At 56.3% G+C, this 12,551-nt stretch carries 14 protein-coding genes and 1 tRNA gene; 10 read left to right on the top strand and 5 right to left on the bottom strand.

What is annotated here, in order from left to right:
• Positions 1 to 381 precede the first annotated feature (381 nt).
• The 8 genes from CKW22_RS14775 (at position 382) to trbK (ending at position 5,811) form a co-directional block, all read left to right on the top strand.
• A complete protein-coding gene (locus CKW22_RS14775; RefSeq protein ID WP_095064288.1) occupies positions 382 to 1,155 on the top strand; it encodes a Rha family transcriptional regulator in 774 nt (257 codons plus the stop codon).
• A gap of 234 nt (positions 1,156 to 1,389) precedes the next feature.
• Positions 1,390 to 1,689: a hypothetical protein gene (locus tag CKW22_RS14765; protein WP_095064286.1), complete on the top strand. Its 300-nt coding sequence runs from the start codon at positions 1,390 to 1,392 to the stop codon at positions 1,687 to 1,689.
• Between the two features lie 170 nt (positions 1,690 to 1,859).
• Positions 1,860 to 2,279 carry a hypothetical protein gene (locus CKW22_RS14760; RefSeq protein WP_095064285.1) on the top strand — a complete coding sequence of 140 codons (420 nt, stop codon included), beginning with the start codon at positions 1,860 to 1,862 and terminating at the stop codon, positions 2,277 to 2,279.
• 60 nt (positions 2,280 to 2,339) lie between these two features.
• On the top strand, positions 2,340 to 3,380 hold the full coding sequence (locus CKW22_RS14755) for a hypothetical protein (RefSeq protein WP_095064284.1): 1,041 nt from the start codon (positions 2,340 to 2,342) through the stop codon (positions 3,378 to 3,380).
• Positions 3,381 to 3,578: 198 nt separating this feature from the next.
• On the top strand, positions 3,579 to 3,752 hold the full coding sequence (locus tag CKW22_RS27475; protein WP_160015183.1) for a hypothetical protein: 174 nt from the start codon (positions 3,579 to 3,581) through the stop codon (positions 3,750 to 3,752).
• Between the two features lie 282 nt (positions 3,753 to 4,034).
• Positions 4,035 to 5,054 carry a protease SohB gene (gene sohB, locus CKW22_RS14750; RefSeq protein WP_095064283.1) on the top strand — a complete coding sequence of 340 codons (1,020 nt, stop codon included), beginning with the start codon at positions 4,035 to 4,037 and terminating at the stop codon, positions 5,052 to 5,054.
• A 154-nt stretch (positions 5,055 to 5,208) separates the two neighbouring features.
• Positions 5,209 to 5,282: transfer RNA gene (locus CKW22_RS14745), tRNA-Cys, on the top strand.
• A gap of 310 nt (positions 5,283 to 5,592) precedes the next feature.
• Entirely contained in the window at positions 5,593 to 5,811 is a 219-nt protein-coding gene (gene trbK, locus CKW22_RS14740) for an entry exclusion lipoprotein TrbK (protein ID WP_033696822.1), read from the top strand.
• A gap of 263 nt (positions 5,812 to 6,074) precedes the next feature.
• On the opposite strand, the gene CKW22_RS14735 is transcribed toward trbK, so the two are convergent.
• Together CKW22_RS14735 and CKW22_RS14730 are read right to left on the bottom strand one after the other, a co-directional pair.
• Positions 6,075 to 6,974 carry a DMT family transporter gene (locus CKW22_RS14735; RefSeq protein WP_047581907.1) on the bottom strand — a complete coding sequence of 300 codons (900 nt, stop codon included), beginning with the start codon at positions 6,972 to 6,974 and terminating at the stop codon, positions 6,075 to 6,077.
• A 178-nt stretch (positions 6,975 to 7,152) separates the two neighbouring features.
• Positions 7,153 to 8,220 (bottom strand): SDR family oxidoreductase, encoded by a 1,068-nt coding sequence (locus tag CKW22_RS14730; protein WP_033696824.1) that lies wholly within the window; start codon positions 8,218 to 8,220, stop codon positions 7,153 to 7,155.
• A 73-nt stretch (positions 8,221 to 8,293) separates the two neighbouring features.
• On the opposite strand from CKW22_RS14730, the gene CKW22_RS14725 reads away from it, so the two are divergent.
• Positions 8,294 to 8,689: a MerR family transcriptional regulator gene (locus CKW22_RS14725; RefSeq protein WP_047581911.1), complete on the top strand. Its 396-nt coding sequence runs from the start codon at positions 8,294 to 8,296 to the stop codon at positions 8,687 to 8,689.
• Between the two features lie 105 nt (positions 8,690 to 8,794).
• Here CKW22_RS14725 and CKW22_RS14720 read toward each other — a convergent pair whose 3' ends face one another.
• Together CKW22_RS14720 and CKW22_RS14715 are read right to left on the bottom strand one after the other, a co-directional pair.
• Complete coding sequence (locus CKW22_RS14720; RefSeq protein WP_160015181.1) at positions 8,795 to 10,765, bottom strand: acyltransferase family protein; 1,971 nt, start codon at positions 10,763 to 10,765, stop codon at positions 8,795 to 8,797.
• A gap of 223 nt (positions 10,766 to 10,988) precedes the next feature.
• The gene (locus CKW22_RS14715; RefSeq protein ID WP_095064281.1) at positions 10,989 to 11,198 is read right to left on the bottom strand and encodes a DUF6434 domain-containing protein; all 210 of its coding nucleotides are present in this window, start codon (positions 11,196 to 11,198) and stop codon (positions 10,989 to 10,991) included.
• Between the two features lie 183 nt (positions 11,199 to 11,381).
• Between CKW22_RS14715 and CKW22_RS14710 the strand changes: the two genes are divergently transcribed.
• Positions 11,382 to 11,606: a hypothetical protein gene (locus tag CKW22_RS14710; RefSeq protein WP_047582044.1), complete on the top strand. Its 225-nt coding sequence runs from the start codon at positions 11,382 to 11,384 to the stop codon at positions 11,604 to 11,606.
• Between the two features lie 342 nt (positions 11,607 to 11,948).
• On the opposite strand, the gene CKW22_RS14705 is transcribed toward CKW22_RS14710, so the two are convergent.
• Positions 11,949 to 12,290: a hypothetical protein gene (locus CKW22_RS14705; RefSeq protein WP_227696970.1), complete on the bottom strand. Its 342-nt coding sequence runs from the start codon at positions 12,288 to 12,290 to the stop codon at positions 11,949 to 11,951.
• Between the last annotated feature and the right edge of the window lie 261 nt (positions 12,291 to 12,551).

The raw sequence follows: 12,551 nt of genomic DNA, 5'->3' as shown, positions 1-12,551 counted from the left end.
GACCAGCAGGCTCACGCTACGGTCGCGCACAGCACGCCCATAGGAGCCCGCAAAGGGACTCAGAGATTTAAAACCCACACAATAGATATAACCACGCCATACCGCTGCCATAGTCGCCTTCAAGGGTCCCTAAATATCAATTCCACACATGGGATCAATAGTAAGTATCGGGTTTCACCAAAAGCCGTACTGACGCCCTTGAGGGTGACTATGGGAGCGGTATGGCGGTTCCACCTCCTGTAATAAAGACCATGCCCGGTCTGGCCATTAATCCAGTTCTTCTAAAAGCGCCTTCGAGTCTTCCGTTCGTTCCCTGTTGTTGGGGTCTGGATGGCGACCGGGAGGGGCAACTTGAGGACGCTTCTAAAAGGAAACCAACAAATGACTTCCCAAGTAACAATGACCACCGTTGAAATCGCCAAGCTGACTGGCAAGGTACACAAGAACGTACTGCGTGATGCACGCCGTATGCTCGACCAGCTCAAAGTTGAGCCCGTTGAATCCTCGTATCAGGACGGGAAGGGTGAGACCCGCCCCATGCTGGTCCTCAATAAGCACCTGACGTTCACCCTCATCACCGGCTATGACTCTGGTCTGCGCCACACCGTGCTGGGCCGCTGGATCGAGCTTGAGGCCTTGGCCAATCCGGGCTTCCTGAGCCAGACCGTCACGGGGACCCTGAATGACCTTCAGGCGCGAGTGGACGCCATGACCCCTTCCTACAGTGAGCACGTTCGCCGTGGCACCTCTGGTCGTGGTTACCTGTGGGATGAGGCCTGCCGTATGGCTGAGGTCCCCGCAAAGGCCGCAAAGGACTGGTGCCGTGCCACTGGTCGGTTCCGCGTTGAGCGGCCTGCCGTGGAATCCTTGGAGACCCCTACAGGGACTCTCAGGCCCACTAAGGAAGGCTTCGACCGGGGCTACTTCAAGCGCTCTGCCCACACCGTCAAGCATGGCGGTCACCCTGATGGCTTCAAAGTGACCCTCAAGGGCCTTGAGTGGCTGAAGGGTCACCGTGGGGCAATCCTTGTGTGGGACGCTGAGCGCCGTAAGGTCCGTGCGGTCACCGATGCGGATGGCTTCGTGGTCGATATCAACGGCGAAGGTGCCCACGGCTTGACCACTACTGACCTCCGTAATGAGGTGACCCTATGAGCCACCAACCGCTGACCCGTAAGCAGCGCGCCAGCCTCTACCGGACCCTTGTACTGATGCTGGCCGGGGTCTCAAAGGCTGACCGTATGGCCCGCCATGAGTCCGTAGAGGCCAACAGCAGGGCATGCAAGACCCGATGCCAAGCCCGCCGTAACGCTGCCCGTAGAGACGCCAAGAGGGTCTCCTGACCGGGGACCTACCGTCACTCATTGACCCTGGGAGATCCTGTGACCGATGACTTTCCATGAATGCTTGACCCAACACTGCAACACCCCAGCTAAACGTCTGAAGCTGGTCACCCTTCGATCCTTGTGGAACGCCCCGCGTGACCGTACCGAGCTCAGAGACCCTGACGGCTTTGGCGTGGACCTTGAGGCCTTTGAGGCCCGTATGGTCGCCACCAATCCATCGCTGGTCACCTTTACCCAAGACATCATCGCCACTGGCAACCTTAGCCTTGATGCTGTCCTTCTGGTCCCTATGCGCATCCCGCTGAACCGGGAGCCTATTCGTGACCCAATGATGACCCACTGAGCAACATCCCACCGCTATCTCGCTGACTGCTATCGGCGCACACATCAAACCCCAGAATCCATAGACAAGCCTTGAGCCCTTCCGGGTGGCGTCTCCTGCTGCCTCTCTGGTCCCGAAAGGGCATAGCGGCAAGGCTTGATCTATGGGTGACCCTTAAAGGAGAAACCCAAATGCAACTGAACATTCAAAACGTCACCCCTGAGACCGTCGAAGTACAAGGTCAAACCGTTACCCGTGCTTTCGCTGAAGGCGTAATGCTCTCTGGTCTGATCGCTGGTGCAGGTAAGAATGATGTGAGCCGTGAGGCCATCGTTAAGCAATACCTTGACGCTGGTCTGAGTGCCGCTGCGTTCCCCGCTGTGGCCCGTGCAGTGCGTGCCCGTGAGGCCCAAGCAGCAGCCGAGCATGAGCGCCAGTTAGCCGAGTCTCGTGCCCATGCTGAGCGCGTTGCTTCCTATGCGACCCCTACGGCCCTTGAGGTCGCCCGCCGTCGCGCCAAGCGTGAGGAACGTGAGCGCCAGTATCAAGAGATGAGCCGTGCTGTTCGTTCGGCCAACGGTAGCGGCTCGTGGTCGTCGTCGGACTTCTAAGCCCAGACACCTGATTACCTTCAAGACACTTCAAGACAACTCTCAGAGGAGACACACAACATGACTACTTCCAACAAGAACACCGACCACCGCGCTAACCGTGACCGCTACACCGGCCCGTCCACCTCTACCACTGAGGCATGGTCGAATGGCGCTGAGCGTACCTACAACACTCAGGCGACCATGAACGGCGCCACCCCGAGTGCTGCTGTGATCGCCAAGACCATCGCTGAGACCATGCACGAATACTTCAATGGCGGTGAGTGGGAGGCTGAAGCCGAAGCCGCTATCCCTTGCGAGATCCGCCCCAAGGGCACCGCTGCGACCCCTGTGCAACTGGTCAACATGGCCAACCGTAACGTGGAGTTTGACCCACGCCAGTCAATCTATGACCGCTCGAAGTTCACCAAAGGTGAGGCTATCGTGGGCGACATGATTTTCACTGAGCCGACCAATACCGCCGCTCTGTTCTCTTCGCGTTTCACCCTGCTGGACGCCCACGTTATCGCTGGCACGACTGGCAATAGCCTTGAGCAGATGATGGACAAGTGGCAGAAGGACTTTGAGAAGGACTGTGGGTCCACCGTGGTCGATATCCTCATTAAGTCCCCAAGCGTGGAAGCCAAGCAGGTGACCATTGCGGGCACCACTCCGCGTGACCGTGCTGAGGACTGGATCGACGCACTAACCATGAGCATTAACCAGTCCGTAGGGAACTCTCTGGGTGACTTCGTGCTGCTGATGCACCAGACCGAACAAGCCGTGCTTGAGCGTGCTGCCCAACGTGCTGGCGTTGAGTCCATTGAGGAACTGCTGGGCTGCCGCACTCAGTTCTACTCCAAGACCAACAGAGGCGTCTTCATGCTGCCTAAAGGCTTCGCCTCGCTGTCCTTCCGTGAAGGCTCCAACGGTGATGTCTGGAAGATCCATTGCACCCGTAACAGCTCCGTTCTGGGCTGGGACATTGAGGTCTCCGGCGTGGCTGACGTAATGGCTCAGGCAAAGGTCAAGATCAAGCTGGAGAACCCTCGTGACCCTAACGAGAAACTCCAAGTGGAGCTTGTGCCGTTCCCACTGGTCACCCGCGTCACCGCCAAGTAACACACCGCGACACCGCAAGGCCTCTTCACGGGGCCTCGTGGTCTCTCCTGAGTGGCTTCCTCTGTGAGGCCTTTCAGTAGAGGTCACTACTCTTTAGCTAAAACCACACACTATTGAGGTCACCTAAAGGACGCTCCTACGCGCAAAGTGCAGGGCAATGACCCACAAACTTTCTCAGAATCCACACAGGAGCGCCTTATGACGACGCCTAATGCATGGTTGGCCGTCCTCAAGGCTCTCGCTAAGTCTCCCGCTACTTGGAAGCTGATGGGTCTGCTGCTGGTCACCCTCGGGGCGACTCAAGGTGACCTGATAGCTGAGCTGTGCGGGGAACTGGTCGGGGATCTGATGGGAGCCGGTGAGGTGACCTGAGGGTCCTTCAAAATCTGCCACAAATTTTCCTGTGACCACCTTTCATGCTCTACCTGTGCGTGTACCCCCGTAGGCCCCTGCGCGTACCTGAGCGGGCACCTGCGTGTGCGTCACCTGCATGCGCGTGAGGGTCCTTATCGTGCGCCTGTGCGCCACTGGAAGCTGAGCCGTGGGGTGGCCTCAGGGATGACCCAAAGAGTGTTAGAGCCTGTTACAGACGGTTAGACATCGGTTAGAGATTCTGGTTACCATGGCTTCTCATTCCCTATGGATACAGGCACTGTGGAGTTTCTTGCCGAATACGCAAGCTTTCTCGCTAAAACCGCCACCTTGGTGATTGCCATCCTGGTGGTGTTGTCGGCCATTGCCGGTTTGCGCGGCAAAGGGCGGCGCAAACCGGGCGGGCAACTGCAGGTCACGCGCCTGAACGAGTTCTATAAAGAGCTGCGCGAGCGCCTGGAGTCGGGTTTGCTCGACAAGGCCCAGCTCAAGGCCTTGCGCAAGCAGCAGGCAAAGGCGGAAAAACAGCAGAAAAAAGCCAAGGCTGAAGAAAAGAGCCGGGTCTTCGTGCTCGATTTCGATGGCGACATCAAAGCCTCGGCCACCGAGAGCCTGCGCAACGAGATCACCGCCCTGCTGACCCTCGCCACCCCGCGTGACGAGGTGGTGCTGCGGCTCGAAAGCGGCGGTGGCCTGGTGCACAGCTATGGCCTGGCCGCTTCGCAACTGGCGCGTATTCGCCAGGCAGGCATCCCGCTGACCGTGTGCATCGACAAGGTGGCTGCCAGCGGTGGTTACATGATGGCCTGCATTGGCGAGAAGATTGTCAGCGCACCCTTTGCCGTGTTGGGTTCGATTGGTGTGGTGGCGCAACTGCCCAACGTCAATCGTCTGCTGAAGAAGCACAACATTGATTACGAGGTGCTCACCGCCGGCGAATACAAGCGCACCCTTACGGTGTTCGGTGAAAACACCGAGAAGGGCAGGGAGAAGTTCCAGGAAGACCTGGACATCACCCACCAGCTGTTCAAGGATTTTGTCGCCCGCTATCGGCCACAGCTGCACATGGACGAAGTGGCCACCGGCGAAGTCTGGCTGGGCGTGGCAGCGCTTAACCGCAAGCTGGTGGACGAGCTGCAGACCAGCGACGAATACCTGAGCGACCGCGCCCGCAACGCCAACCTGTTCCACTTGCACTTTGCTGAGCGCAAGAGCCTGCAGGAACGCATCGGCATGGCCGCCAGCGGCACGGTGGAGAACACCGTGGTGGGACTTTGGAGCAAACTCGGCCGCTTGCGCTAACACCTTGAACCCCTTGAAATTTTTTTCTGTTCAGGGGGTTGCAAGGTTCATTGAATGCAGACATAATGGCGCCCATCGAAACGCAGCGAACTTTGAAAAAGGTTCAGTGTTTCAAGGAGATAGCAAAGCGAAAGCGGCTAACTCCAAACTTTGAGGCCGAGTAGCAAAGTGGTTATGCTCCGGATTGCAAATCCGTCTACGCCGGTTCGATTCCGACCTCGGCCTCCATTATTCGAAAGCCCCGCAGATTAACGTCTGCGGGGTTTTTCTTTGTGGGTCGAAAAAGACAGGGGTTCCGAAACTACAGAGGTGGAGTTCCGAAACTTCAGCCTTTTGAGGGCTTGGCGATGGCGCCGACGCGGCGGTAAACGCGCTCCATATCGTCCCTGCGCATGGAATTGATGATGCAGGTGCCGCCATCTCTGGTGAGGCGTTATGGTTGAATAGGGGAGGGGGCTGGCTGATGGCACTACGCTACGCTTTGCGGGGCATTTCGATCCTTGGTATAACGCCCGTCCATTTCACAGGAAGGAACCTCATGAAGCGCACCCTTACTACAATGCTCGCTGCTGCACTCGCTATGGGCTTGGCCGGCTGTAAAGAAGAAGCCGCCGATACTGCCGCCTACGAGCCCACTGCCGAACATTGCCAGCCGGACTACCTCAAAACGCTTCCAGACAACAAGGCCCGGGAAGACCTGGTCGAAAAGTGCATGACCGGTGGCTCGTACAAGAAGTCAGAGCCGAAGACCTGGTAACGCCCGTCCTTCGTCAGTCATCGCCGCCTCATCAGGGGGCGTTTTCGTTTTCCGGGAGGGTGAATCCGTCTACACCGGTTCGATTCCGACCTCGGCCTGCACATTCAAAAGCCCCGCAGATTAACGTCTGCGGGGTTTTTCTTTGTGGGTCGAATAAAACAATCGTTTCCGAATCTGGCCATTGCGTGGTGGGGCACACGCGCTCACCCGTTCGGCGATAGATGCGCTTGGTGTGTGCGCCGAGTGCTGACTCAAAAAGCGAATTACACCGCAGACGGCTGTGCTGTCTTCTTGCCTAATCGGATCAATTCGTTTGAGAAACACAGTCCAGTGAGGATGAGCCCGGCCCCCCAGTACAACGTGTCTCGCGGTACCTCATTAAGGACCACGAACGCCAGAAGTGCGGCAAACAGCGGTTCAGTCAGTTCCAGTGCCTGAACTTGTGATGGCTTTAAATACTCGATGGCCTTGGTGGTGCAGAAGAAACCGAGGATGGTCGGCAATGCAGCCAGGGCCACCAAAGCCATGACCGCCACCGGTGACAGCTCTCCCATGATGAACCCATTGGTTGCAGCCGGCATCAGCAGGTAAAGACTCCCGAAAAACAATAGCTGCCGAGTGAAATGCAGTCCTCCAGAAACGCCCATGCGCTTCATGGCAACCGAAAACGCGCCATAACCGCAGCCTCCAATCGACGCGAGCACTGCGCCTTGCAGCGAAAAACCTTGTTCCAGGTCTGCTCCAAAAACCACGGCAATACCGGCTATCGTCAATCCGGCACCTACCGCTGCGTTGGCGGTGATTGGGTCCTTGAGGACTATCCGGCCCAGTAATAACGAAGAAATGGAAGCACTTGCCATCAGGATCACCACCACGCCCGCTGCGGCGTAATGGTTATAGGCCGAGGTTTCAAAGTGGAACAACACAAAAATGCCGAGAAAGGCGCAGACGGCTGCCTGGAGCCACTTAGCCGTATGCCAGGGCCGCTTGAGGAACAGCAGCAAGACTGACAGCAGTAGGCAGCCGAGTACGGTCTTTATCAGGGCGATACTGCTGGGGCTGAACCCACTGTTCATCAGCACCTTGCTGAATACTCCGATTGTTGCATTCAGTGCAGCGGCGCAAAGTGCAAAGAGGACGCCTTTGCCGAATTGAGATTGCATCAGTACATTCCTTGTTAATGTATGCTGGATTGCTCGTAGGCGAGGCTAAGTGTCGATCCTTTTGACCAACCAAACGGTCTGAAAGCAACTATTTGGTCTGCGAAGAAAATAGAGTGCCTTAAGGGCAGAAATAAATGCCAATGTGCGCAGAGGGCAAGCAACTCTGTAGAGGGCTAGATTATTGCTTCGTCACGTAGTCCTTGACGTAGCGCACCGTGTTCTCGATAGCACGTGTCATGTTGGGATGGGTTAATTGATACTTCCGTTCCAGTTGTCTACTCATACCCATATCGAAGCGCTGCACCTGAATAAAATTTAATGACTCGGCGCTGATCGCGAACCGGGTCGCCAGTCCGGGAATGGTCAATAGCGACCTGAGCAACCCTATTGGTACATGGCGGCGGGGTGCCTTGACGTCTAGCGTTTTTGCGATCTGCAGAAGCATCCCTTGTAAGCTCGGTGTTCGCTCATAGAGCGCCAGGACCTGACGGTTGGCCATGAAGGGGTCGAAGGCCACGCAAATCATCATCTTCACCAGGTAATCGACGCTGACTAATGGTAACCAATGCCTGACAGAGCCGGGTACAGCTTTGAACTGGCCTTGTGCCAGGTTTCGAATCAGTTCGGAAAACGGTTGGCCTTCCAAGATATGTCCGTTCTCGCTGTGGCCACACACCGTAGCAGGATGAACAATCGTGTAATCCGCGTCTGCGTCTTGCATGTAGCGGATGACAGCAAAATGGGATTCGAGTTTGCTGCCTTCATAGCCACCTACACGGGCGTAGACCGCAGGCCAGTCTGTGTTCTCAGGGCATGTGATATCAACTCCGATACTGTTGAGGTGGGTAAGGTTTTGTAGCATGAAACCGCCCACCATCAGCAGTCGGATGCGTTGGCTAGCCGCAAGCTTGGCCACGCTCAGAGCACCTTGAACATTAATGGCGCGAGCACGCTCCAGTGTCAGCCCCCAGGAGAATTGCGCAGCGAGGTGGAAAATCACAGTGGCCGAAGACACGTTTTGCTTGTCTGCCTCGCTGAGTCCAAGCCCCTCCCTGCTGATATCGCCCTCAACGGCATGGATAAACGCAGGGTTACCTCCCAGTTGGCCTACCTGTTCCCTGAGACGCTCTATGTTTCCAGGGGTGCGCATAAGCACCCAGGTCTTGTGCCCTTTCGCCGTAAGACGGCTCAGTAGATGTTGGCCCACAAACCCACTGCCACCTGTGATGAAGCATTCCGCACTCATGACTGAATCCTTGTTTAGCTGATCGGCGCAGGCTAAGGTATAGAGCCTACTCTACAGTCAAGGATTTTTTACCGTGAACATTGGTGAGTTGGAGCGCCGGAGTGGGATCAGCCGCCACGCATTGCGCTATTACGAACAGCTCGGCCTTATCGTGTCTCATCGACAAGCCAACAACTACCGCAGCTACAGCGAACAGACCGTTGTCGATTTAGCCTTCATTCAGAGTGCGCAGAGCGGAGGTTTTTCACTCGCAGAGATTGGGGAAATTCTTGCGGCCAGGCGGGGTAATAACATCGATTGCGCGCACGGTGTGGTTTTGGTAGCCGCCAAGATGGCCGAGATTCAAACGAAGATCACCACACTGCAAGCCGCTTATGTTTTTCTAAGCGCGGAGCGTGCGAAGCTTGAAGCCAGTGCTCTGGCCAACGGACAAACTATTCCTCTACTGCCTGACCATGGTCATGTCTAAGGCGCAATGTGCAAGAGCAAGGCATCCCGGCCAGGTCAGACTGTAAAAGTGCAAGCCCGCCGAGGTGGCGGGCTTGCAGAGATGGCAGTTTAAATGCTCATGCGTTCAATCTTCGACGTGTTGCCCAACAGATCGAGCGGATTGCCCCAGGGCCGCGATAGGCTGGGGTACTTGACCGGACTCTACTACGGAGCGGCCAATGATCTCAGAGCCGACCATGCTGATGTGGCCGCTGTCAAAGTAGAGAAGCGTATCTTTGTCGTAAGCCGAGCACGTTCCGTTTTTGCAGATTTGCGGCCGGACATCGAACGTGGTTACGTTGGCGTACTGGCTTGCGAGTTCCTTGAGATAGAGGTTGACTTCGCTTTCGCCTTGATCTGGAATCATCGCGGTTGCTGGACAGTTCATTCCTGGGATGCGAATGGCTTTTGCCGTACACATGCGGTCCAGGCCTACGAATACGGGGACATTCAGGGCAATGATCACCTGATTGTGGTTGCCGGCCAGTTCAGCGATGGTATCGGCGAACTTTTCCTTCCCGCCTTTCGCAGCATAGCCTTCCCAATATGCTCCGATGATTACGGTTCTAAAGTGCTTGGACTCGGCGAACGCCCGCTCATTAAAGTCATTGCAGGACTTTGCGCGATCCGGGCCAATAAGGCCTTTTGTATCATGCACCGGAGGGCACGATGTAAGAGAGATATTTCGGATAGAGAAATGCGCGGTTTCTCCTACAGCCTTCAGATACCCAACGTAATGCGCTGCGTTTGAGTCGCCCCAAAGCAGTGTTTGCGCAGGCACTGTCTTATCACCATTGACGCATTGATCCTCGGTCCATTTTTTCGGATCGTACTGCATCATCTGGCAGTTGAATGGGAACCGGCTCGCAGGTTTCGTGTTGTAGTCGTGTAAAGAGATTTCTCTCTTGTATGCCGCTCCTGCTGCGGTTGGCCAATAACCATTGTTCTTCACCAAGACGTATCCCAGTACCATTACACCCGCGCTGGTCGCAATGATCGGCCCAGCCTTGGTGATCAGCCACATTGGAGTGCGAGCCCTGAAAGGCGTCTCTATCAGGTGATACGAGATGAGGGTGAGTAGGCACATCAGCAGTGCGCAGGCGATGCCACCTGACAGCGTCGGCTCACCGTATGCGTAACGGTAGAACGCCAGAACAGGCCAGTGCCAGAGGTAAAGCGAGAATGAACGCAGCCCCACATAACGGGCGACTGGGGTCCCAAAAATTCTGGATAGAAGGTTTCTTTGGTTAGTGCCTGAAAGGATCAGCAGTGCCGCGCCCAGGGACGGAATAATCGACCGAACGCCAGGGAAACCATTCTTCTCGTCAAGATAGAGAATCGATCCGGCAACCATGGCCAGGCCCACTGCACCTGCCACGTTGGCAGCGGAGGCAGGGATGCGTCGCGAGTCCTGCCACAGGAACAGAAGGGCACCGACCAGAAGTTCGCCTGCCCTGGAAGGCAGCATGTAATAAGCGAACGAGGGGTCGCGAGCCAGGAAGTACTCACTCACCGCGAAGGAACCGATAGCGAGAATGACGCCGGCTGCCACCAGCAGGCGCTTACCTCCGACCTTCATGGCGATGATCATCAACGTCGGCCATATCAGATAGAACTGCTCTTCGACGCCGAGCGACCACATGTGCAGCAGTGGCACGGTGTCGGACGAAGCGGCGAAGTAACCCGTGTCCAGGAAGAGCCAATAGTAGATGTTAGCTGCAGAAAGGGTAGCGCCGATGGCCGACTCCGAAAGAGACTTGACGTCGGCAGGCAAGAGCAAGAACGAGCCAGCGATTAACGTGACGATTGTTACAAATGCAGCTGCAGGTAGGATCCGACGGACACGGCGACCGTAAAAGTCAGCGAAAGAGAAGTTGGGCCCTTTTCCGTAGATGATCCCTGTGATCAGGAAGCCGGAAATGACGAAAAAAACGTCAACGCCGACGAAGCCGCCAGGGAGCCATTGCTTGTTGAAATGGAAAATTGTGACAGCCAAAACGGCCAGAGCCCTGAGCCCGTCTATGTCCGGTCGATAGGCTAAGTGTTTGCCTTGCATTTCTGAATTCCCTGTCATGGGGGCTGAATAAACGGCGGATGATACCTTTTTGCCTGCATGCGCGGGCATTTTTGTGCTTGGTGAAATCGGCGACGGATGTGCCCTGTCTATCTCCATAAATCGCGAGGCGAGGCGACACTTCCTGCAATCGGCAAGTCGTTTTCCAGCATCGTGTCGAATAGCTAGACGGTATGGCGGATGAGTTAATAAATCGGTGTTGCCGTCATAGCTTCCTTCTACGCAGCCATTCATCTGCAACGTCGCCCAGTGTTACGGGCTCGCCGCCCTTGATCCAGGCCATGAAGGTGCGATCGAACTTGAAGCCATCGCCGCATTCGCCGACCATGAACTGCCGGACCTTCTGCGTGTTGCGGTAGTTCCTGTCCAGCGGGGTTGCACGGGTGATCGGCCCTGCGTGCCAGTCAAAACTCATTCCCTGCTCCTTGGGTGGCGAAGTCGCCCGCAGCGTAGCACTGCTCGTGCTGCAGAACACTGACGGTGTAAGCACCCTCTGTGCCCGGCCACACACGGGTAGGCAAATTTTTAAGTAGCGCTTATGTAGCCGGAGGAGGAGTATTGATGGCTTCCCGGCGCAATGTCGGAGGGAGTCATCTCAATGGATCGCAAGCCCAGCAATCAGGAAGTCGCAGTAGCGATCGGCATAAGCGAAGCGGAAGTCCTACGATACCGAAGCGAAACGTTGTTGCTCGGCGATGGCTCATGGCTGATCCACTTCACGTTCGTGATGCCCAAAGAGCTTCGGTTCGGCTTGACCGGGAGCTTTTCCCACATCTTGAAAGCGCCGCCGCCTTTCGGTGACCGGCGGATGGAGGCTCTTTAACTGCTGGCACTTGGGGGCGGGAAGGGGAATTCACCCCGTCAGTGACGGATGAGGCGTATAGTGACAAACGAGTTGCTGCATTCCAGTGACTTCCCTATCGAGGTTCAGTCATGAATGCCTCCCATCAGTCCCCCACGCACAAAGCCCACCTGCGGCTCGACGAGCAGATCAAAGTATTCCTCTCAAAAGGCGGGTCCATCCAGGAGGTGGCTTCCGGTATTGGCGCTTCCGATCGTGTCGGCCCCAGGCAGCCTTCTGCCAGGTGGTCCAATTCGAAGGGCTAGGCCTTGCGTTTGAGACGTTAAAGCAAAACCGGCCAGTGGCCGGTTTTTTTGTGGGCTTTCAGCTGTCTGCTGATGGGCGTGTGGGGAAATGCTGAGGATACAGCGCCCTGTCCACCTCCAGCTTTTCAGCGTCGCCAATACGCTTGCGCACTTCGGCGTAGAACTGCTGGCTCTGATTTTGGAACCTGATAAAGTCGCGGTCGCACTCCGCCTGCGCGGCCATCAGCTCCAGGCCGGCAAGCCCCTGGGTGGACTTGCGCGACAGGACATAGGCCTGCCAAGCGTTTTCAACCTTCAGCAGCCCTCTAGCGAACGCTTTTGTCTCGATTGTCGCCATTGAAACACCCTCTTTGAGCCAAATAGGCTCGTCGGTGTGGATCGCCAGAGCGACGATGGGCAAGCGCGTTGAAACGCCGATTACCAAGGCATCGGATAGCTGAGCTTAGCGTGTTTTCTGGGTGACGCCGCATAGTGGTTGGAGCGAGGAAAGGGGCTAGGCCCAACCTGGGGTCAGGCAATTATTAAGCGGCAAAAGAAAAGCCCGCCGACAATGGGCGGGCTAAAGAACGTACGGAGCAAGGCCAGTGTGCCAAGCAGGTTGTCGATAATATGTGAAGAGGGTGTCATACGGCTGTCGTTTGCTACGGGTATTCAAGCCAGG

Origin of the sequence: Pseudomonas sp. Irchel s3f19 (genome assembly GCF_900187555.1) — a bacterium.
Lineage (GTDB): Bacteria > Pseudomonadota > Gammaproteobacteria > Pseudomonadales > Pseudomonadaceae > Aquipseudomonas > Aquipseudomonas capeferrum.
The sequence above is the reverse complement of the archived record's forward strand: the minus strand, read 5'-3'. Positions and strand labels throughout refer to the sequence as shown.

Excerpts from the sequence above, each read along its gene's own strand:
- CKW22_RS14775 (WP_095064288.1), top strand. The coding sequence starts at position 382 with ATGACTTCCCAAGTAACAATGACCACCGTTGAAATCGCCAAGCTGACT.
- CKW22_RS14765 (WP_095064286.1), top strand. The coding sequence starts at position 1,390 with ATGACTTTCCATGAATGCTTGACCCAACACTGCAACACCCCAGCTAAA.
- CKW22_RS14760 (WP_095064285.1), top strand. The coding sequence starts at position 1,860 with ATGCAACTGAACATTCAAAACGTCACCCCTGAGACCGTCGAAGTACAA.
- CKW22_RS14755 (WP_095064284.1), top strand. The coding sequence starts at position 2,340 with ATGACTACTTCCAACAAGAACACCGACCACCGCGCTAACCGTGACCGC.
- CKW22_RS27475 (WP_160015183.1), top strand. The coding sequence starts at position 3,579 with ATGACGACGCCTAATGCATGGTTGGCCGTCCTCAAGGCTCTCGCTAAG.
- trbK (WP_033696822.1), top strand. The coding sequence starts at position 5,593 with ATGAAGCGCACCCTTACTACAATGCTCGCTGCTGCACTCGCTATGGGC.
- CKW22_RS14735 (WP_047581907.1), bottom strand. The coding sequence starts at position 6,974 with ATGCAATCTCAATTCGGCAAAGGCGTCCTCTTTGCACTTTGCGCCGCT.
- CKW22_RS14730 (WP_033696824.1), bottom strand. The coding sequence starts at position 8,220 with ATGAGTGCGGAATGCTTCATCACAGGTGGCAGTGGGTTTGTGGGCCAA.
- CKW22_RS14720 (WP_160015181.1), bottom strand. The coding sequence starts at position 10,765 with ATGCAAGGCAAACACTTAGCCTATCGACCGGACATAGACGGGCTCAGG.
- CKW22_RS14715 (WP_095064281.1), bottom strand. The coding sequence starts at position 11,198 with ATGAGTTTTGACTGGCACGCAGGGCCGATCACCCGTGCAACCCCGCTG.
- CKW22_RS14710 (WP_047582044.1), top strand. The coding sequence starts at position 11,382 with ATGGATCGCAAGCCCAGCAATCAGGAAGTCGCAGTAGCGATCGGCATA.